Source organism: Streptomyces sp. BoleA5 (assembly GCF_000373665.1).
In the GTDB taxonomy this organism is placed as follows: Bacteria; Actinomycetota; Actinomycetes; order Streptomycetales; family Streptomycetaceae; genus Actinacidiphila.
Genome location: NZ_KB892128.1, coordinates 25,840 through 44,951, shown reverse-complemented (window position 1 = coordinate 44,951; position 19,112 = coordinate 25,840). Strand labels below are relative to the sequence as shown.

Sequence of the window (19,112 nt, the reverse complement as noted above, 5' to 3'; positions counted from 1 at the left end):
ACGTCCCCGACGCCTGCGCGATCCCGAAATCCGTCAGCACCACCCGGCCCGACTCCGCCAGCAGCACATTGCCCGGCTTCACATCCCGATGCAGCACCCCCGCCCCATGCGCCGCCCGCAACGCCGCCACCATCGCCCGCCCGATCCGCGCCGCCTCCCCCGGCCCCACCGGACCCCGCTCCTTNAGCAGATCACCCAGCGTCGTCGACGGCACATACTCCATCACGATGACCGGCAGACCCTCGTCATCCACCACGTCATGCACGACCACCACATTCGGATGACTGATCCGCGCCGCGCTGCGCGCCTCCCGACGCGTCCGCTCGAACAACGTCTCCAGCTCGTCGTCCTGCAGATGCGGCTGCGGCGGATGCAACCGCTTCACCGCCACCGCACGCCCCAGCAGCTCGTCCTCGGCCCGCCACACCGTGCCCATACCACCACGGCCGATCCGCTCCACCAGCCGGTACCTCCCGGCCACCAGGCGTCCGAGGTCGGACATCGCGCGCCCCTTCCTGCCACGTACGAGAAGGAACGATATCCGGCCGGGCCACGGAACCCGTCAAGGCCGTGGCCCACGCCTCACCCGGCGTACCGGCGGCGGCTACAGCGGGACGATGTCCGGGGCACCCAGCCGGGCCGCGTCAGCGGTCTGGTCGTCGGGCTGCCGCTGGGACTCCCGCTCGGCCTCGACCCGCTTCTCGTAGTGCTCGACCTCCTTCTCCACCTGCTCCTTGTCCCAGCCCAGGACGGGCGCCATCAGCTCGGCGGCCTCGCGGGCGCTGAGCGTGCCGCGGTCGAAGGTCTCGATGGAGATACGGGTGCGCCGGGTGAGCACGTCGTCCAGGTGCCGCGCCCCCTCGTGCGACGCGGCGTAGACGACCTCCGCGCGCAGGTAGTCGTCGGCCCCGGCCAGCGGGCGGCCCAATGAGGGGTCGTCCTCGATCAGCTGCAGCAGTTCCTCGCAGAGCGATCCGTAGCGGTTGAGCAGGTGCTCGATCCGCGCCACGTGCAGACCGGTGCGCGCCGCGATCCGGGCCCGCGCGTTCCACAGGGCGTGGTACCCCTCCGCGCCGGCCAGCGGGACCTCCTCGGTGACGCACTCCGCGACGCGGTGCGCCAGGCCGTGCACGGCCGCGTCCACCGCGTCCTTGGCCATCACCCGGTACGTGGTGTACTTGCCGCCCGCCACCACCACCAGGCCCGGCACCGGGTGCGCCACGGTGTGCTCGCGCGAGAGCTGGCTGGTGGCCTCCGACTCCCCCGCCAGCAGCGGGCGCAGCCCCGCGTACACGCCCTCCACGTCGTCCCGCGTCAAAGGCACGGCGAGCACCGAGTTGACGTGCTCCAGCAGGTAGTCGATGTCGGCGCTGGAGGCGGCGGGGTGCGACTTGTCCAGGCTCCAGTCGGTGTCCGTCGTACCGACGATCCAGTGGCGGCCCCACGGGATCACGAAGAGCACGCTCTTCTCGGTCCGCAGGATCAGCCCCGTCGCGGAGTGGATCCGGTCCTTCGGCACGACCAGGTGTATGCCCTTGGACGCGCGCACGTGGAACTGTCCGCGCTCCCCGATCAGCGCCTGCGTGTCGTCCGTCCACACCCCGGTGGCGTTCACGATCTGCCGGGCACGCACCTCGTAGACGCCCCCGGCCTCCACGTCCTCGACCCGGGCGCCCACCACGCGCTCGCCCTCGCGCAGGAACCCGATCACCCGGGCCCGGTTCGCGGCCAGCGCGCCGTAGGCGGAGGCCGTCCTGACCAGCGTCATCGTGTACCGGGCGTCGTCCATCTGCGCGTCGTAGTACTGCAGCGCCCCGACCAGGGCCTCCTTCCGCAGACACGGCGCCACGCGCAGCGCGCTCTTGCGGCTCAGGTGGCGGTGGTGCGGCAGGCCGCGGCCGTGCCCGGAGGACAGCGCCATCGTGTCGTACAGCGTCACACCGGCACCCGCGTAGAAGCGCTCCCAGAGCCGGTGCTGCAGCGGGTACAGGAACGGCACCGGCTTCACCAGGTGCGGCGCCAGGCGCTGGAGCAGCAGACCCCGCTCCTTGAGGGCCTCCCGGACCAGGGCGAAGTCCAGCATCTCCAGGTAGCGCAGCCCGCCGTGGATCAGCTTGCTCGACCGGCTCGACGTCCCGGACGCCCAGTCGCGGGCCTCCACGATGCCGGTCGCCAGCCCGCGCGTCGCGGCGTCCAGCGCCGTCCCGGCGCCCACGACGCCCGCGCCCACCACGAGTACGTCGAGTTCCTGTTCCGCCATCCGGGCGAGCGCGGAGGAACGCTCCGCCGGTCCCAGTGTCGCCGTCAGCATCCTGGCCTCCCGTCGTGACGCGGGGTCGCGCCTGAGCGCATTCCCCGTCCTCACGATCGTTACCCGTGTCGTGACGCGCGGCACGTCGGGCTTCGCCGGGCCGGTTGCGTGTGCGGGTCCGTTGTGGCTGCGGCTGCGCCGGGCTGCGCGGTGGTTGTGTGCGGGTTGTTTGCGCCTGCGGCGGGCATCCCCCGCCCGCCCTCCCGATTGCCCGGCACGGTTGGTGCGGGCCTCGCGCGTGCATGGTGGGCCGGGGGCGGGGCCTCCGGGGCTGGGCATTCTGTACCGCATATTTATGTGCATGGCGGGCACCTGCACTTGCCACCCCGGATGCCGCACAACAAATACACGTCAGCGTCCAGAACGCCCACCCTCCCCCAGCCTTCGGCCGGGGGGACCCCCAACTCCCCCGCCCCCTCCGTTTCGTGAGGCGACCAACGCCCGGTGGAGGGTGAAGGGGTGCGCCCCTCCCCACACCGCAGGAAACCGCCCCCAGCGGGAGGTGCCACGGCCGCAGGCCGAACAATGCCGCGCGCGCTTAGGGGGCGTACCTCTGTCCTTCGGTGAGCGGCCGAACCGGCGCCCGTTCACCTTTGCTGGCAAGGAGCTGGATGGTGTGGGCGTCGAGTAGGACGTGTGCGGCAAGCCCGGACCGCCCCTACCCCCCTCCGGCCGTCAGGCGCCCACGGATAGGGAGGGGGCGGGGTCGGAGGGGTGGATGTTCTGGACGCTGCGGGATATTTGTGTGCGGCATCCGGGGCACTGAGCGCAGGTGCCCGCCATGCACGTAAATAACCCAGTCCAGGACGTGCAGCCCCGGAGGCCCCGCACCCGGCCCACCACCCACCCCGCGAGGCGTCCACTGACCATCCGGGGCAATCGGGAGGGAGGGCGGGCGAACCGCCCGCCGCACGCGCAACCAACCCGCACACAACAACGCGCCGCAACAAGCGACCCCGGGCACCCCGGACCGCGTGGCGTGCAGTCATATCAGCTACCTGTCTGGTTAGCCTGATTTCGCGCCATTTGGGTACCAGGACGCCCCCCGTCGCAGGAGAGGACCCCCATGCCCGCAGACCTCGCTGTCATCGGACTCGGCCACGCCGGCCTGCCCCTCGCGCAGGCGGCCAGCGCCGCCGGCCTCGGGGTGATCGGGTACGACCCGGACGAGCACGTGGTGGAGGCGATCAACGCCGGCAGCCGGGTGCCCTGCGGCGCGCTGGCCGCCGCCGACGTGCGGCGGATGCTCGCGGGGGGCTTCCGCGCGACCGCGGACACGGCCGCCCTGGGCCGGGCGCGGGCGGCCGTGCTGTGCGCGCCGACCCCGCCCGGGGAGCGCGGGGAGCCGGACCTGACGGCGCTGACGGAGGCGGCCCGCGCGCTGGCCGGGCAACTGCGGCCGCACAGCACGGTGGTCCTGGAGTCGCCGGTGTACCCGGGCACGACGGAGGACTTCCTGCGTCCGCTGCTGGAGGAGGGGTCGGGACTGCGGGCCGGCCACGGTTTCCACCTGGCGTACGCCCCGGCGCGGCGCCCCGGCACACCGAAGGTGATCGGCGGCCTCACCCCCGCGTGCACGGAGGCCGCGGCCGTCTTCTACAGCCGGTTCACCGAGCGGATCGTCCGGGCCCGGGGCGTGCGCGAGGCGGAGGCGGTGCAGTTGCTGGAGACGAACTACCGGCACGTCAACATCGCGCTGGCCAACGAGATGGCCGTGTTCTGCCACGACATCGGCGTGGACGTCTGGGACGTCATCCGGTGCGCCGAGACCCGCCCCCACGGCTTCCAGGCCTTCCGCCCCGGCCCCGGGGTCGGGGGCCACACCATGCCGCTGGACCCCGGGCATCCGCCGTACCAGGGCCGGGTGCCCGGCCATCCGCTGCGTCTGGTCGAGTACGCGCAGGAGGTCAACGCCCGCATGCCGCGCTACGTGGTGCAGCGCGCCGCGGCCCTGCTGAACGAGCACGGCAAGTCGTTGCGCGGGGCGCGGGTGCTGCTGCTGGGCGTGACGTACAAGCCGGACCTGCCGGACCAGGAGCGCTCACCGGCCGGCGAGATCGGCGGCCGCCTGCTCGAACTGGGGGCGCAGCTGAGCTACCACGACCCGTACGCCCCGCAGTGGCGGGTGCTGGACCGCCCGGTCCCCCGCGCCGACTCGCTGTGGGAGGCCGCGGCGGACGCCGACCTGACGGTCCTGCTCCAGCACCACCGCACCTACGACATGCAAGGCCTGTCGGTGAAGGCCCAGTTGATGCTGGACACCCGCGGGGCCACCCCGGTCGGGGCGGCCGCACGGTTGTGAGGGGACGCCGAGGGGCCCGGACCGCGGGTGGCGGTCCGGGCCCCGTGCCGTGGCGGCCCGGCGGCGGTCAGCGGTGGTGCGTCGGCGACACCGTGACCTCGACCCGCTGGAACTCCTTCAGCTCGGAGTAGCCGGTCGTGGCCATCGCGCGCCGGAGCGCGCCGAAGAAGTTCATGGAGCCGTCGGGCGCCTGGGAGGGGCCGAGCAGGATCTGCTCGGTCGTGCCGGCGGTGCCGAGGTTCATGCGCTTGCCGCGCGGCAGCTCCTCGTGGGTGGCCTCCATGCCCCAGTGGAAGCCGCGGCCGGGCGCGTCGGTGGCGCGGGCCAGGGGGGAGCCCATCATCACCGAGTCGGCGCCGCAGGCGATCGCCTTGGGCAGGTCGCCGCTGGAGCCGAAGCCGCCGTCGGCGATGACGTGCACGTAGCGGCCGCCGGACTCGTCCATGTAGTCGCGGCGAGCCGCCGCCACGTCGGCGACCGCGGTCGCCATCGGCACCTGGATGCCGAGGACGTTGCGGGTGGTGTGGGCGGCGCCGCCGCCGAAGCCGACGAGGACGCCCGCGGCACCGGTGCGCATCAGGTGCAGCGCGGCGGTGTAGGTGGCGCAGCCGCCGACGATGACCGGGACGTCGAGTTCGTAGATGAACTGCTTCAGGTTGAGCGGCTCGTGGGAACCCGACACGTGCTCGGCGGAGACCGTCGTGCCGCGGATGACGAAGATGTCCACGCCCGCGTCGACCACGGCCTTGGAGAACTGCGCGGTGCGCTGCGGGGAGAGCGCGGCGGCCGTGACCACACCGGCGTCGCGCACCTCCTTGATGCGCTGCCCGATCAGCTCCTCCTTGATCGGCGCCGCGTAGAGCTCCTGCAGCCGCCGGGTGACGGTGGCGTCGTCCAGCTCGGCGATCTCGGCGAGCAGCGGCTCGGGGTCCTCGTAGCGGGTCCACAGACCCTCGAGGTTGAGCACGCCGAGCCCGCCGAGGTTGCCGATGCGGATCGCGGTCTCCGGGGAGACCACGGAGTCCATCGGGGCCGCGAGGAAAGGCAGCTCGAAGCGGTAGGCGTCGATCTGCCACGCGATCGAGACCTCCTTGGGGTCTCGCGTACGGCGGCTCGGGACGACGGCGATGTCGTCGAATGCGTATGCCCTGCGGCCGCGCTTGCCCCGCCCGATCTCGATCTCAGTCACTGTCGCTATGCCTTTCCTTCGTGGCCTGCCCGTCCAGTATCCCAGGCAGGGCAGGCGGAAGCCCGCGGCCGTACGGGGCCGCGGGCTCCGGATCGTCCGCTCGTACCGTCAGCGCCCGTGGTAGTTCGGCGCCTCGGTGGTCATCTGGATGTCGTGCGGGTGGCTCTCCTTGAGCCCGGCGGCGGTGATCCGCACGAAGCGGCCCTTCTCCTTGAGCTCGGGGATCGTCGCGGAGCCGACGTATCCCATGGAGGAGCGCAGACCGCCGATGAGCTGGTGGGCCACCGCGGAGAGCGGGCCGCGGTAGGGCACCTGGCCCTCGATGCCCTCGGGGACGAGCTTGTCCTCGGAGAGCACGTTGTCCTGGAAGTACCGGTCCTTGGAGTAGGACTGGGCCTGCCCGCGCGACTGCATCGCGCCGAGCGAACCCATGCCGCGGTACGACTTGAACTGCTTGCCGTTGATGAAGAGCAGCTCGCCCGGCGACTCCTCGCAGCCCGCGAGGAGGCTGCCCAGCATGACGGTGTCGGCGCCGGCCGCGATGGCCTTGGCGATGTCGCCGGAGTACTGCAGGCCGCCGTCGCCGATGAGCGGGACGCCGGCCGGGCCGGCCGCCAGGGAGGCCTCGTAGATCGCCGTCACCTGGGGGGCGCCGACGCCGGCGACCACGCGGGTGGTGCAGATGGAGCCGGGGCCGACACCGACCTTGATGCCGTCGGCGCCCGCGTCGATCAGCGCCTGGGCGCCGTCGCGGGTGGCGACGTTGCCGGCCACCACGTCGATCTTGATGTTGGCCTTGACCTTGGCGACCATGTCGAGGATGCCGCGGCTGTGGCCGTGCGCGCTGTCGATCACCAGGAAGTCGGCACCGGCCTCGACCAGCCGCTGGGCGCGGACGAAGGACTCGTCGCCGACGCCCACCGCAGCGCCGACCAGCAGCCGGCCCTCGGCGTCCTTGGCGGCGTTGGGGTACTTCTCGGCCTTCACGAAGTCCTTGACCGTGATCAGGCCCTTGAGGCGGCCCTCGTCGTCGACGAGCGGCAGCTTCTCGATCTTGTGCTTGCGCAGCAGGTCCATCGCCTCGACGCCGGAGATGCCGACCTTGCCGGTGACCAGCGGCATCGGCGTCATGACCTCGCGGACCTGCTGGGAGCGGTCGCTCTCGAAGGCCATGTCGCGGTTGGTCACGATGCCCAGCAGCCTGCCGGAGGCGTCGGTGACGGGGACGCCGCTGATGCGGAACTTGCCGCACAGGGCGTCGGCCTCGGCGAGGGTGGCGTCGGGGTGGACGGTGATCGGGTCGGTCACCATGCCGGACTCGGACCGCTTCACCAGGTCGACCTGGTTGACCTGGTCCTCGACGGACAGGTTGCGGTGGAGCACGCCCACACCGCCCTGGCGGGCCATCGCGATGGCCATCCGCGCCTCGGTGACCTTGTCCATCGCCGCCGACAGCAGCGGGATGTTCACGCTGACGTTCCGGGAGACCTTCGAGCGGGTGTCGACCTGGTTCGGCACGACGTCCGACGCACCTGGGAGCAGCAGCACATCGTCGTAGGTGAGTCCGAGCAGCCCGAACTTGTCGGCTACTCCGTCGGCGTTCAGCGTCATGACACCTTCCCCATGGTCTTGCCCGGCGAGATGTTCAATGCTAATGGCTCCCGCGGGAAACCAGTTCCGCCCCCGGGGCGGGGGCCGGGCGGGGGTGGCTAGGCGCTCAACCCGGGGGCGCCCGCGGCCGCTTCCTCCGCCAGCGCCCGCAGCCGGGACAGCGCGCGGTGCTGGGCGACCCGGACGGCGCCCGGCGACATGCCGAGCACCTGACCGGTCTCCTCCGCGGTGAGGCCCACGGCGACGCGGAGCAGCACCAGCTCCCGCTGGTGCTCCGGGAGGTTGGCGAGCAGCTTCTTCGCCCACTCCGCGTCGCTGCTGAGCAGCGCCCGCTCCTCGGGCCCGAGTGAGTCGTCCGGCTGCTCGGGCATCTCGTCGGAGGGCACGGCCGTCGAGCCCGGACCGCGCATGGCGGCCCGCTGGAGGTCGGCGACCTTGTGTGCCGCGATGCCGAAGACGAAGGCCTCGAAGGGCCGGCCCTGGTCCCGGTAGCGGGGCAGGGCGCACAGCACCGCGAGGCAGACCTCCTGGGCGAGGTCCTCCACGAAGTGGCGCGCGTCACCCGGCAGCCGCGACAGCCTGGTACGGCAGTAGCGCTGGGCGAGTGGGTGCACATGGGCGAGCAGATCGTGCGTCGCCTGCTCGTCGCCGTCCACGGCCCGACGTACGAGTGCCCCTATGGCTGTCTCATTGCCGGTGGCCTCGTCGCGCATCCGTCCATAGTGCATCGCCGCGGGCCGCTCCGTGGGCTCACACCCGTGGTTGTGCTCCGAAGCGTTATGCGGAGTGCCGTGCGGAGCGTTTCGAGGGGCCGCACCGGCCGTAGTCATGTCATGCACCCGCCGCCCCGCCCGACCGTTTCCCCGAGAGTCCATGCCTCAAGCATGCGCCCTCGGCGCGGAAACCGGTACGAGCGGGGCAGCCGCACAGCTGCCCCACAGCTCATCGGCCCCTCAGCGCACCAGGCCCCAGCGGAAGCCGAGCGCCACCGCGTGGGCCCGGTCCGAGGCGCCGAGCTTCTTGAAGAGGCGTCGCGCGTGCGTCTTGACGGTGTCCTCGGAGAGGAAGAGCTCGCGGCCGATCTCCGCGTTGGAGCGGCCGTGGCTCATGCCCTCCAGCACCTGGATCTCGCGGGCGGTCAGGGTCGGGGCGGCGCCCATCTCGGCCGAGCGCAGCCGGCGCGGGGCGAGCCGCCAGGTCGGGTCGGCCAGCGCCTGGGTGACCGTGGCCCGCAACTCGGCGCGCGAGGCGTCCTTGTGCAGGTATCCGCGGGCACCGGCGGCGACCGCGAGGGCCACGCCGTCCAGGTCCTCGGCGACCGTGAGCATGATGATGCGGGCGCCGGGGTCGGCGGACAGCAGCCGCCGTACGGTCTCGACGCCGCCGAGGCCGGGCATCCGGACGTCCATGAGGATGAGGTCCGAGCGGTCGGCGCCCCAGCGGCGGAGGACTTCCTCGCCGTTGGCCGCGGTCGTCACACGCTCCACGCCGGGCACGGTCGCAACCGCGCGGCGCAGGGCCTCTCGGGCAAGCGGGGAGTCGTCGCAGACGAGAACGGAAGTCATGACCGTCCTCCGCAGCTGATCCGCGTCACGTTGAGCCTCCAGGCTGTACGAATCGTTCACCGGTGGGGATGACGGCCTCGGGCGCCTGCCCGATTAGTTCGACCGCCAACCACTTCCGCACCTTCAACGACCCTCACTCGAAAGAGTTACGGAGTTTGGCGGGCGACTCCCGCACTCTCCGTGCCCGGACCGACACGGATCAGCAACGTCGCAGGTCGCAAGGGTTCACCGAGCCCCAAAAACCGGCACAACGGGCGCCCGCTTGCAGCACAGGGCCGCCGCCGACCGGGGGGCAATGTCAGATTTTGCCTGTTTGGAGGCTTTTTACCCGCATGGCGGGAGTTCGTTGGCGATTTTGTGATGAATCATATTTACATCTACTTCGACAGTAGATGTACCGTCGACAGCACCCTCCCAGAGCTTCGCGCCTGGACGGTGTCCCTGCAGCCCACCTCTCGAGGAGATGAGCAATGGCAGACTTCTCCCGCCTCCCGGGCCCGAACGCCGACCTCTGGGACTGGCAGCTCGTCGCCGCCTGCCGCGGCGTCGACAGCTCCCTGTTCTTCCACCCCGAGGGAGAGCGCGGTGCCGCCCGGAGCGCGCGCGAGGCGGCGGCCAAGGAGGTGTGCATGCGCTGCCCCGTCCGCGCCGAGTGCGCGACGCACGCTCTGACGGTCCGCGAGCCCTACGGGGTCTGGGGCGGACTCACCGAGGACGAGCGCGAGGAGATGATGGGCCGGTCCCGCAACCGGGTCATGAGCTCGCACGCCACCGGCGGTCATTGACGCACCGGACGTCAGCCGACGAGGAAACGTTTCACCACAAACGGCGGGGTGCCCGCGGTACCGGGTACTCAGACCGCCGACGGGTCGCGCAGAGCGGCCAGCCGCAGCCGGCCCGGCATCATGTCGACAGCCGGCACCTGAGCCAGGTCGGGCAGCGTCAGCGCGACCACGTCCCGGCGTACGGACGGGCGCAGTTCGCGCACGGCCACCCCGCGCAGCCGCACCGCCTCCAGCGCGAGGCCGGGCTGCGCCGAGACGCCCATTCCCGACGCCACCAGGCCGACCGCCGCCGGGTAGTCGTCCGTGGCGAAGTCGATGCGCGGCTCGAAACCCTCCCGCCCGCACAGCTCGACCAGGTGCCGGCGGCAGTACGGGCAGCCCGCGATCCACGCCTCGTCCGCGAGGTCGGACAGCCGGACCGGGCCGCAGGCGCGCGCCAGCGCGTGCCCGGCCGGCAGCACCGCGAAGAGCCGGTCGGTCAGCAACGGCCGCACCAGGAACCCCTCCCACGCGGCCGCGTCCTCCCCGCCCGCGTCGTCCGCGTAGCGGTAGACCAGCGCCAGTTCGCACTCCCCGCCGCGCAGCATCCGCACCGCTCGCGGCGGCTGCGCCTCGGCCAGTGTGATCCGTACGTCCGGGTGCGCGGCACGCATCGCCGCCAGGGCGGTGGGCACCAGGGACGGGCCCGCGCTCGGGAACGACACCATCCGCACCCGCCCGGCGCGCAGGCCCCCGATGGCCGCGACCTCCTCCTCGGCGGCGGCCAGCCCCGCGAGGACGCCGCTCGCGTGCCGGGCCAGCGCCTCGCCCGCCTCGGTCAGCCGGGTCGTGCGCCCGCCGCGGACCAGCAGCGGGGTGCCCACGGCGAGTTCCAGGGCCTTCATCTGCCGGCTGACCGCGGGCTGGGTGCAGCCCAGCTCCCGCGCGGCGCCCGACAGCGAGCCGGAGCGGGCCACGGCGCGCAGCACGCGAAGGTGGCGGGCCTCGAACACGCTCCGGGCATAAGTATTCCTTGGGGGTCGCGTTCGGTGATCGATGGTGGACTTGGGGCAGTCCTGGGCGCAGGCTGAGGAACCATGGACATCACCGGGGAATTCGCGCTGGACGACGGGATCAGCTACCTCAACACCGCATCGTCGGGCATCGGCCCGCTCCGCGCCGTCGAGGCGCTGCGCACCGCCGTGGCCGCCTGGTCCGACGGCACCGACAACTGGGTGCGCGACGAGCGCGCCCTGGGCGCCGCCCGCGCCGCCTACGCCCGGCTCACCGGGGTCGCCGCCGACCGCGTCGCGGTCGGCTCCTCGGTCACCACACACGTCGGCATGATCGCCGCGGCGCTCCCCGCCGGGGCCGAAGTGGTGCTGGCCGACGGTGACTTCAGCTCGCTCGTCAACCCCTTCGCCTCCCGCGCCGACGTCACGGTGCGTGCCGTGCCCCTGGAGGGCGTCGCCGACGCCGTACGTCCCGAAACCGACCTCGTCGCGGTCAGCGCGGTGCAGTCCGCGGACGGCCGGGTCGCCGACCTCGCGGCGGTCCGCGAGGCCGCGGCCCGGCACGGCGCGCGTGTGCTCGTCGACGCCACGCAGGCGGTCGGCTGGCTGCCGCTGCGCGCGGACGGCCTCGACTACGTCGTGTGCGGCGGTTACAAGTGGCTGCTCGCCCCGCGCGGGGTGTCCTTCCTGACCGTGCGGGAGGGCGCCGAGGACGGGCTGTCGGCGCAGTTCGCCGGCTGGTTCGCGGCCGAGGACCCGTGGGGCGACTGCTACGGGCCGGTCGCGCACCTCGCAGGGTCCGCCCGGCGGTTCGACGTGATGCCGCCGCTGCTGCCGTACCTGGCAGGGGCGGCCTCGCTGGCACTGGTCGAGGAACTGGGCGTCGAGGCCATCGGCGCCCACGACATCGCGCTGGCGGAGCGCTTCCGGGCGGGTCTGCTGCGGCTCGGCCACAAGCCCGTGCCGTCCGGCCCGGCGGCCTCGGCGATCGTGGCCGTCCCGGGCCTGGGCGACGCGGCGGAGCGGCTGGCCGCCGCCGGCATCCGGGTCTCGGCCCGTGCGGGGAACCTGCGGGCGGCCTTCCACCTGTACAACACCGAGGCGGACGTGGACCGGCTGCTGCGCGTGCTCGCGGGCTAGGCCGTGTCGTCACATGCCCTCCCCCAACCCCCGGCTGACGGCGGCGGAAGCGCTCCCGCAGGATGTGCGCGCCGCGGCCCGCGGACGCACGGGGGCTCACTAGCCTGCGGGGCATGACGACTTCACTGATCACGGGAGCCACCGCGGGGATCGGCGCGGCGTTCGCGCGCCGGCTCGCGGCGGACGGTCACGCCCTGGTCCTGGTCGCCCGCGACGGGCGGCGGCTGGAGGAGTGCGCGCAGGAGCTGCGGCAGGCGTACGGGGTGACCGTGGAGGTGCTGCCCGCCGACCTGTCGGCGGACAAGGGCATCGAGACGGTCGAGGCACGGCTGCGGGACCGCGAGCACCCCGTGGACCTACTGGTCAACAACGCGGGCTTCGGCAACCGGGGCGGCTTCGGCGACGTGCCGATGGCCGACGAGCTGACCATGCTCAAGGTGCACTGCGAGGCGGTGCTGCGGCTGACCTCCGCCGCGACGGGGGCCATGCGGGAGCGCGGGCGCGGCTTCGTGGTCAACGTGGCCTCGGTGGCGGCCTTCCTGCCGCGCGGCACGTACGGGGCGAGCAAGGCGTGGGTCGTCAGCTTCACCCAGGGCGTGGCCCGGGAGCTCGCGGGCACCGGGGTGCGGCTGATGGCGCTGTGTCCGGGCTTCGTCCGCACCGAGTTCCACGAGCGGGCCGGGATGGACACCGGCGCAATCCCCTCCTGGGCGTGGCTGGACGCCGACAAGGTGGTCGCCGCGGCCCTGCGCGATCTGGCCCGCGGCCGCTCCCTCAGCGTGCCCGACCCCCGCTACAAGGCCGCGGTGGCCGCGGCCCGGCTGGCGCCGAGCGGGGCGCTCGGCCGGTTCTCGGCGAAGGCGGGGCGGCGCTTCGGGCCTGCCTACCCCCGCGACTGAGGCCGGTCCCCCGGCAGCCCGAAGGCCCCCGTTCCCGGGCGGGAACGGGGGCCTTCGCGGTCCAGCTCAGTGGGAGTGGCCGTGGCCGTGACCGGCCTCGGCGGGCTCCTCCTCCTTCTTCTCCACCACGAGGGTCTCGGTGGTGAGGAGCAGGGAGGCGATGGAGGCGGCGTTCTCCAGGGCGGAGCGGGTGACCTTGACCGGGTCGATGACGCCGGACTTCACCAGGTCGCCGTACTCGCCGGTCGCGGCGTTGAAGCCGTGGCCCTTCTCCAGCTCGGAGACCTTGGAGGTGATGACGTAGCCCTCCAGGCCCGCGTTCTCGGCGATCCAGCGCAGCGGCTCGACCGCGGCGCGGCGGACGACCGCCACACCGGTGGCCTCGTCGCCGGTCTTGCCGAGGTTGTCGTCGAGCACCTTGACGGCGTGGACGAGCGCGGAGCCACCACCGGAGACGATGCCCTCCTCGACCGCGGCGCGGGTCGCGGAGATGGCGTCCTCCAGACGGTGCTTCTTCTCCTTGAGCTCGACCTCGGTGGCCGCGCCGACGCGGATGACGCACACGCCGCCGGCCAGCTTGGCGAGGCGCTCCTGGAGCTTCTCGCGGTCCCAGTCGGAGTCGGTCGCGGCGATCTCGGCCTTGATCTGGTTGATCCGGCCGCTGATCTCCGCGGACTCGCCGGCGCCGTCGACGACGGTGGTGTCGTCCTTGGTGACGGTCACGCGGCGGGCGGTGCCGAGCACGTCCAGGCCGACCTGGTCGAGCTTGAGGCCGACCTCCTCGGCGACGACGGTGCCGCCGGTGAGGGTGGCGATGTCGCCGAGCATGGCCTTGCGGCGGTCGCCGAAGCCGGGGGCCTTGACCGCGACCGCGTTGAAGGTGCCGCGGATCTTGTTGACCACCAGGGTCGACAGGGCCTCGCCCTCGACGTCCTCGGCGATGATCAGCAGCGGCTTGGAGGCGCCGGCCTGCAGGATCTTCTCCAGCAGCGGGAGCAGGTCCTGGATGGAGGAGATCTTGCCCTGGGTGATGAGGATGTACGGGTCCTCCAGGACGGCCTCCTGGCGCTCCTGGTCCGTCACGAAGTACGGCGACAGGTAGCCCTTGTCGAAGGCCATGCCCTCGGTGAAGTCCAGCTCCAGCCCGAAGGTGTTGGACTCCTCGACGGTGATGACACCGTCCTTGCCGACCTTGTCGATCGCCTCGGCGATCAGCTCGCCGACCTGCTTGTCCTGGGCGGACAGGGCGGCGACGGCGGCGACGTCCTCCTTGCCCTCGATCGGGCGGGCGGTGGCGAGCAGCTCGTCCGAGACGGCCTTGACGGCGGCGTCGATGCCCTTCTTCAGGGCGGCCGGGGAGGCGCCGGCGGCGACGTTGCGCAGACCCTCGCGGACGAGCGCCTGGGCCAGCACGGTGGCGGTGGTGGTGCCGTCGCCCGCGATGTCGTTGGTCTTGGTCGCCACCTCCTTCACCAGCTGCGCACCGAGGTTCTCGTACGGGTCGTCGATCTCGACCTCACGCGCGATGGTCACACCGTCGTTGGTGATGGTCGGGGCGCCGAACTTCTTGTCGATGACGACGTTGCGGCCCTTGGGGCCGATGGTCACCTTCACGGTGTCGGCGAGCTTGTTGACGCCACGCTCGAGGGCGCGACGGGCGTCCTCGTCGAACTTCAGGATCTTGGCCATACCGGCGGATTTCCTCGTCTTTGGGTTCTCGTCAAAGACCGCGCCCCGGGTCCCCGGTCCGTGCGTGGACTCGGTGTGCCCGGGGCGTGGTCACGGCATTTCTCGGTTAAGAGCGGCGCCGGTTCTACTTCTCGACGATCGCGAGGACGTCGCGAGCCGAGAGGACGAGGTACTCCTCGCCGCTGTACTTGACCTCGGTGCCGCCGTACTTGCTGTACAGCACGATGTCGCCGACCTTGACGTCGAGCGGGATGCGGTTGCCGTCCTCGAAGCGACCCGGGCCGACGGCCAGGACGACGCCCTCCTGGGGCTTCTCCTTGGCGGTGTCCGGGATGACCAGGCCGGAGGCGGTGGTCTGCTCGGCATCCAGCGGCTGGACCACGATGCGGTCCTCGAGCGGCTTGATGGCAACCTTGGTGCTGGCGGTCGTCACGATCCGACCTCCCCCTTCAAAGGGCTCACGGGAGTGTCTGTCTGGGTGGCGACCTGGTAGGCCCGTCGTCGCGGGTGCCGGACCTGCCCGTCGCGTTTGTGTTGGCACTCGGCATGGCTGAGTGCCAGGTCCGAGACTAGGACGCGCTTAGCACTCGGTCAAGCGGAGTGCCAACGCCGCGCCGTACGAGCCGCTCTCCACCCGGGGAACGGTGCGCTCGGACGTACGGTTCCGGGCCCGGCACACGCCGGGCACGGCAGGGCGGAGGCGGCGATTCCGCTCACCCGCGGGCACGTGCGCCCGGCCGGTCCGGCGCGCCGCGGCGCCGCGGGACAATGGACGGCGTGGATCTTGACGCGTTCTCGGCTCTCCTGACCGACGAGGGGCAGTCGCTGCTGGCCTCCCTGCGGGACTACGACCCCGCCGCCGAACTGGCGACCGCGACGCGGCTGCGGCGGGAGCACGACGCCGGGCTGGTGGCGGCCGCGCTGACGCAGGCGCGGCTGCGGCAGCGGGCGGCGGTGAAGTTCGGCGAGGACGCCTACCGGATGTACTTCACGCCCGACGGGGTCGAGCAGTCGACGCGGGCCTCCGTCGCCCGGCACCGTGCCGAGCGGTTCGCCGCCCTCGGGGTGCGGCGGCTGGCGGACCTGTGCTGCGGGATCGGCGGGGACGCCGTCCCGCTGGCCCGCGCCGGGGTGGAGGTGCTGGCGGTCGACCGCTCCCCGCTGACCTGCGCGGTGGTGCGGGCGAACGCGGAGGCGCTGGGGCTGGCCGGTCTGATCGAGGTGCGCTGCGCCGATGTGACGGAGATCGCCGCGGACGGCTGTGACGCCGTCTTCGTCGATCCCGCCCGGCGCGGCGGGCGCGGCAGGATCTTCGACCCCGAGGCGTACTCCCCGCCCCTGTCGTGGGCGGTCGCGGCGGCACGGAAGGCGCCGCTGGCCGCCCTGAAGGTGGCGCCGGGCATCCCGCACGAGGCCGTGCCGGAGGACGCCGAGGCGGAGTGGGTCTCCGACCACGGCGACGTGAAGGAGGCCGTGTTGTGGTTCGGCACCGCGCCGGGCACCCGCCGCGCGACGCTCCTGCCGTCGGGGGCCACGCTGCCCGCCGCCGGGCTCCCCGACCCGCAGGTGCGCCCCGTGGGGCGGTGGCTGTACGAGCCGGACGGCGCGGTCATCCGGGCCCACATGGTGGCCGACGTGGCGGCGCGGGTCGGCGGCGGGCTGATCGACCCGACCATCGCCTACGTCACCTCGGACGAGCAGCACACCACGCCGTACGCGACCGCCTACGAGATCACCGATGTGCTGCCCTTCAACCTCAAGCGGCTCAAGGCGCTGCTGCGCGAACGCGAGGTCGGCGTGCTGACCGTGAAGAAGCGCGGCTCGGCCGTCGAACCGGAGGAGGTGCGCCGCCGGGTCAAGCCCCAGGGCCCGCACGCGGCCACGGTCTTCCTGACCCGCGTCGCGGGCGCCCCGAGCATGCTGCTGGGCAGCCCGGCCGGGACGAGCGGCCCCGCACGCGCCTGACGGCGGCTACGCGGGCCCCAGAAGGCTCCCCACGAGGCCCGGCAGGTCGGAGAGGGCACCGGCGAGGGCGGTGGGCCCGCAGTTCCCCAGGGCGGGGCCGGTGTATCCCCAGAGCGCGCCGATCGAGGGGACCCCGGCGGCGGCCGCGGCGGCGACGTCGGATGGGCTGTCGCCCACGAAGCAGGCGCGCCCCGGCGGCACCCCGAGCCGGTCGAGCGCGAGCAGGATCCCCTCCCCGGAGGGCTTCGGCGCCGCGTCGCCCCACCCGACCACCACGCCGAAGTTCGCGGACAGCTCCGCGGGGACGAGCCGTGCCACCCGGCTCGCGGGCTGCATCGTCACCACCCCGATCGCCGTGCCGGAGGCCGCGAGGTCGCGCAGCAGGCCCGCGGCGCCCGGGAACGGGGACGCGCCCCACGTGGCGAGCGCGAGTGCGTCCTCCCAGGCGGTCCCGAACACGGTCTCCTCGTCGGTCACGCCGAGCCGTGCCAGGTGCTCGTGGTGCGGAAGGTGGTCGAGCCCCGCCGGCAGGCGGCTCTCGTCCACCTGCTCGCCGAGGGCCGCGCGGGCGACGTCGAGGATCGCCTGCCGCATCGCCCGACGGCTGTCGATGAGGACGCCGTCGAGATCGAAGAGGACGGCGCAGCCGGAGTCGGTCATCGGGTCTTCTCGCCACCTGCCGGAACGCCTCCCGGACACCGGCCGTCCGGCAGGACGCCTGCTCGGGGACGCCACGACAGAAACCCGGTTGCGGTCGACGCCGGACTCATCATACGACCGGCACTCCCCTGACCAGGGCCTACGTCCCCTCCGCCACCGACTCGAAGCGCCAGCGGTGGACGGCCCGCCGGGCCAGCCCCTCGTCCGGTTCGGGGAGTTCGGGCAGCGGGGCGTCGTACGGGGCGTCCCACCAGGTGATGACCAGGACCCGGTCCTGCGGGGCGGAGAAGGTCTCCCGGCGCAGCGGAGCCGGCGAGAGCTGCCGCGAGCGGGCCCACGCCAGCAGGTCGGGCCCGCGCCCCTCGACGGCGCGGGCCTCCCACATCAGGGCGACGGTCACGAGTAGAGGTTGTCCTTGCTGAGCTCGTGGACGTGGTCGTGGACGTGGTCGTGGACGTGGTCGTGCGTGTGCCCGGGCACGGACACGTCCGTGACCTGCAGCGAGGAGTCCGCCGGGAGGTCCCAGGTGGACGACGGCCGGCCGCGGGCCACCATCTCCGCGCCGAGGGCCGCGACCATGGCGCCGTTGTCGGTGCACAGCTTGGGCCGCGGCACACGCAGGAGGATCCCCGCGTCCTCGCAGCGCTCCTGCGCCAGCGAGCGCAGCCGGGTGTTGGCCGCGACGCCGCCGCCGATCATCAGATGGTCGACGCCGTTGTCCTTGCAGGCCCGGATCGCCTTGCGGGTGAGGACGTCGACGACGGCCTCCTGGAAGGACGCGGACACGTCGGCGACCGGCACCTCCACGCCCTCCCGGCGCTTGGACTCGATCCACCGGGCCACCGCGGTCTTCAGGCCGGAGAAGGAGAAGTCGTAGACCGGGTCGCGCGAGCCGGTCAGGCCGCGGGGGAAGCGGATCGCGGCCGGATCGCCCTCGCGGGCCGCGCGGTCGATGGCGGGGCCGCCGGGGAAGCCGAGGCCCAGCACCCGGGCGACCTTGTCGAAGGCCTCACCCGCCGCGTCGTCGATCGTGGAGCCCAGCGGGCGCACGTCGCCGGTGATGTCGGGGGCCAGCAGCAGCGAGGAGTGGCCGCCGGACACCAGCAGCGCCATCGTCGGCTCGGGCAGCGGCCCGTGCTCCAGCTGGTCCACGCAGATGTGCGAGGCGAGATGGTTGACCCCGTACAGCGGCTTGCCGAGCGCGTAGGCGTACGCCTTGGCCGCGGACACGCCGACCAGCAGGGCGCCCGCGAGCCCGGGGCCCGCGGTGACGGCGATCCCGTCGAGGTCGGAGGCGGCGACGCCGGCCTCCTTCAGCGCGCGCTGGATCGTGGGGACCATCGCCTCCAGGTGCGCGCGGCTGGCGACCTCGGGCACGACGCCGCCGAAGCGGGCGTGCTCGTCGACGCTGGACGCGACCGCGTCGGCGAGCAGGGTGTGCCCGCGCACGATGCCGACACCGGTCTCGTCGCAGGACGTCTCGATGCCGAGGACAAGGGGCTCGTCAGCCATGGGTGGTCTCTGTTCCTTGTAGTCCCGGTACGTCAGGGGAGGCGGGCAGCTCGCCGAGCCTCATCACGAGGGCGTCGACGTTGCCCGGCTGGTAGTAGCCGCGCCGGAAGCCGATCGGCTCGAAGCCGAAGCGGGCGTACAGCCGCTGGGCCCGGACGTTGTCGACGCGCACCTCCAGCAGCACCTCGTGGCACTCGAAGGCGGTGGCCCGGCGCAGCAGTTCGGCGAGCAGCCGGGCGCCGAGGCCGGTGCCCCACTGGTCGGTGGCGACGGCGATGGTCTGCACGTCGCCGGTGCCGCCGACGGCGGCCAGGCCCGCGTAGCCGACGACCCGTCCGGTGCCGTCCTCGGCCACGACGTAGTACCGGGTCGCCGAAGGGTGCCGCGCGTCGGCCAGTTCGGACCAGAACATCCCTCGCGACCACGCGTCGTCCGGGAAGAGCCCGTGTTCCAGCTCCATCACCGGGTCCAGGTCCCACCAGCGCATCTCGC

General features: G+C 72.9%; 18 protein-coding genes. 5 read left to right on the top strand and 13 right to left on the bottom strand.

Annotated elements, in window-relative coordinates; all coding sequences use genetic code 11:
* Positions 1-502: serine/threonine-protein kinase (locus tag B085_RS0132560; protein ID WP_018561837.1), on the bottom strand; the 502-nt coding region annotated here is incomplete at its 3' end.
* 102 nt (positions 503-604) lie between these two features.
* Positions 605-2,311 (bottom strand): glycerol-3-phosphate dehydrogenase/oxidase, encoded by a 1,707-nt coding sequence (locus B085_RS0132555; protein ID WP_018562798.1) that lies wholly within the window; start codon positions 2,309-2,311, stop codon positions 605-607.
* Positions 2,312-3,377: 1,066 nt separating this feature from the next.
* On the opposite strand from B085_RS0132555, the gene B085_RS0132550 reads away from it, so the two are divergent.
* Positions 3,378-4,613: a nucleotide sugar dehydrogenase gene (locus B085_RS0132550; RefSeq protein WP_018562797.1), complete on the top strand. Its 1,236-nt coding sequence runs from the start codon at positions 3,378-3,380 to the stop codon at positions 4,611-4,613.
* Between the two features lie 67 nt (positions 4,614-4,680).
* Here the strand turns inward: B085_RS0132550 and B085_RS0132545 are convergent, their stop codons facing one another.
* From B085_RS0132545 to B085_RS0132530, 4 genes are all read right to left on the bottom strand, one after another.
* Positions 4,681-5,802, bottom strand: a complete 1,122-nt coding sequence (locus tag B085_RS0132545; RefSeq protein WP_018562796.1) for a GuaB3 family IMP dehydrogenase-related protein — start codon at positions 5,800-5,802, stop codon at positions 4,681-4,683.
* 108 nt (positions 5,803-5,910) lie between these two features.
* Positions 5,911-7,413, bottom strand: a complete 1,503-nt coding sequence (gene guaB / locus B085_RS0132540) for an IMP dehydrogenase (RefSeq protein ID WP_018562795.1) — start codon at positions 7,411-7,413, stop codon at positions 5,911-5,913.
* Between the two features lie 98 nt (positions 7,414-7,511).
* A complete protein-coding gene (locus B085_RS0132535) occupies positions 7,512-8,126 on the bottom strand; it encodes a sigma-70 family RNA polymerase sigma factor (protein WP_026251686.1) in 615 nt (204 codons plus the stop codon).
* A 240-nt stretch (positions 8,127-8,366) separates the two neighbouring features.
* Positions 8,367-8,978, bottom strand: coding sequence for a response regulator transcription factor (locus B085_RS0132530; RefSeq protein WP_003948568.1), 612 nt, complete (start codon positions 8,976-8,978; stop codon positions 8,367-8,369).
* Between the two features lie 470 nt (positions 8,979-9,448).
* On the opposite strand from B085_RS0132530, the gene B085_RS0132525 reads away from it, so the two are divergent.
* Complete coding sequence (locus B085_RS0132525) at positions 9,449-9,763, top strand: WhiB family transcriptional regulator (protein ID WP_018562793.1); 315 nt, start codon at positions 9,449-9,451, stop codon at positions 9,761-9,763.
* Between the two features lie 68 nt (positions 9,764-9,831).
* Here the strand turns inward: B085_RS0132525 and B085_RS0132520 are convergent, their stop codons facing one another.
* A complete protein-coding gene (locus tag B085_RS0132520; RefSeq protein ID WP_018562792.1) occupies positions 9,832-10,755 on the bottom strand; it encodes a LysR family transcriptional regulator in 924 nt (307 codons plus the stop codon).
* An 84-nt stretch (positions 10,756-10,839) separates the two neighbouring features.
* Here B085_RS0132520 and B085_RS0132515 point away from each other — a divergent pair, with 84 nt between their 5' ends.
* On the top strand, positions 10,840-11,895 hold the full coding sequence (locus B085_RS0132515) for an aminotransferase class V-fold PLP-dependent enzyme (protein ID WP_018562791.1): 1,056 nt from the start codon (positions 10,840-10,842) through the stop codon (positions 11,893-11,895).
* Positions 11,896-12,008: 113 nt separating this feature from the next.
* Entirely contained in the window at positions 12,009-12,794 is a 786-nt protein-coding gene (locus B085_RS0132510; RefSeq protein WP_018562790.1) for an SDR family NAD(P)-dependent oxidoreductase, read from the top strand.
* A 66-nt stretch (positions 12,795-12,860) separates the two neighbouring features.
* On the opposite strand, the gene groL is transcribed toward B085_RS0132510, so the two are convergent.
* Both groL and groES read right to left on the bottom strand, forming a co-directional pair.
* A complete protein-coding gene (gene groL / locus B085_RS0132505; protein WP_018562789.1) occupies positions 12,861-14,483 on the bottom strand; it encodes a chaperonin GroEL in 1,623 nt (540 codons plus the stop codon).
* 124 nt (positions 14,484-14,607) lie between these two features.
* Positions 14,608-14,916 (bottom strand): co-chaperone GroES, encoded by a 309-nt coding sequence (gene groES / locus B085_RS0132500; protein ID WP_018562788.1) that lies wholly within the window; start codon positions 14,914-14,916, stop codon positions 14,608-14,610.
* Between the two features lie 335 nt (positions 14,917-15,251).
* Here groES and B085_RS0132495 point away from each other — a divergent pair, with 335 nt between their 5' ends.
* Positions 15,252-16,448 carry a THUMP-like domain-containing protein gene (locus B085_RS0132495; protein ID WP_018562787.1) on the top strand — a complete coding sequence of 399 codons (1,197 nt, stop codon included), beginning with the start codon at positions 15,252-15,254 and terminating at the stop codon, positions 16,446-16,448.
* A gap of 6 nt (positions 16,449-16,454) precedes the next feature.
* On the opposite strand, the gene B085_RS44500 is transcribed toward B085_RS0132495, so the two are convergent.
* From B085_RS44500 to rimI, 4 genes are all read right to left on the bottom strand, one after another.
* On the bottom strand, positions 16,455-17,108 hold the full coding sequence (locus B085_RS44500; RefSeq protein WP_018562786.1) for an HAD family hydrolase: 654 nt from the start codon (positions 17,106-17,108) through the stop codon (positions 16,455-16,457).
* Positions 17,109-17,247: 139 nt separating this feature from the next.
* Positions 17,248-17,508, bottom strand: a complete 261-nt coding sequence (locus tag B085_RS0132485; RefSeq protein ID WP_018562785.1) for a hypothetical protein — start codon at positions 17,506-17,508, stop codon at positions 17,248-17,250.
* Entirely contained in the window at positions 17,505-18,620 is a 1,116-nt protein-coding gene (gene tsaD / locus B085_RS0132480; protein WP_018562784.1) for a tRNA (adenosine(37)-N6)-threonylcarbamoyltransferase complex transferase subunit TsaD, read from the bottom strand. Before tsaD ends, B085_RS0132485 begins: the two co-directional genes overlap by 4 nt.
* Positions 18,613-19,107, bottom strand: a complete 495-nt coding sequence (gene rimI / locus B085_RS44495; protein WP_179280217.1) for a ribosomal protein S18-alanine N-acetyltransferase — start codon at positions 19,105-19,107, stop codon at positions 18,613-18,615. Before rimI ends, tsaD begins: the two co-directional genes overlap by 8 nt.
* Between the last annotated feature and the right edge of the window lie 5 nt (positions 19,108-19,112).

Excerpts from the sequence above, each read along its gene's own strand:
- B085_RS44500 (WP_018562786.1), bottom strand. The coding sequence starts at position 17,108 with ATGACCGACTCCGGCTGCGCCGTCCTCTTCGATCTCGACGGCGTCCTC.
- B085_RS0132515 (WP_018562791.1), top strand. The coding sequence starts at position 10,840 with ATGGACATCACCGGGGAATTCGCGCTGGACGACGGGATCAGCTACCTC.
- tsaD (WP_018562784.1), bottom strand. The coding sequence starts at position 18,620 with ATGGCTGACGAGCCCCTTGTCCTCGGCATCGAGACGTCCTGCGACGAG.
- B085_RS0132530 (WP_003948568.1), bottom strand. The coding sequence starts at position 8,978 with ATGACTTCCGTTCTCGTCTGCGACGACTCCCCGCTTGCCCGAGAGGCC.
- B085_RS0132550 (WP_018562797.1), top strand. The coding sequence starts at position 3,378 with ATGCCCGCAGACCTCGCTGTCATCGGACTCGGCCACGCCGGCCTGCCC.
- B085_RS0132535 (WP_026251686.1), bottom strand. The coding sequence starts at position 8,126 with ATGCGCGACGAGGCCACCGGCAATGAGACAGCCATAGGGGCACTCGTA.
- groL (WP_018562789.1), bottom strand. The coding sequence starts at position 14,483 with ATGGCCAAGATCCTGAAGTTCGACGAGGACGCCCGTCGCGCCCTCGAG.
- guaB (WP_018562795.1), bottom strand. The coding sequence starts at position 7,413 with ATGACGCTGAACGCCGACGGAGTAGCCGACAAGTTCGGGCTGCTCGGA.
- B085_RS0132510 (WP_018562790.1), top strand. The coding sequence starts at position 12,009 with ATGACGACTTCACTGATCACGGGAGCCACCGCGGGGATCGGCGCGGCG.
- B085_RS0132555 (WP_018562798.1), bottom strand. The coding sequence starts at position 2,311 with ATGCTGACGGCGACACTGGGACCGGCGGAGCGTTCCTCCGCGCTCGCC.
- B085_RS0132495 (WP_018562787.1), top strand. The coding sequence starts at position 15,252 with ATGGACGGCGTGGATCTTGACGCGTTCTCGGCTCTCCTGACCGACGAG.
- B085_RS0132525 (WP_018562793.1), top strand. The coding sequence starts at position 9,449 with ATGGCAGACTTCTCCCGCCTCCCGGGCCCGAACGCCGACCTCTGGGAC.
- rimI (WP_179280217.1), bottom strand. The coding sequence starts at position 19,107 with ATGCGCTGGTGGGACCTGGACCCGGTGATGGAGCTGGAACACGGGCTC.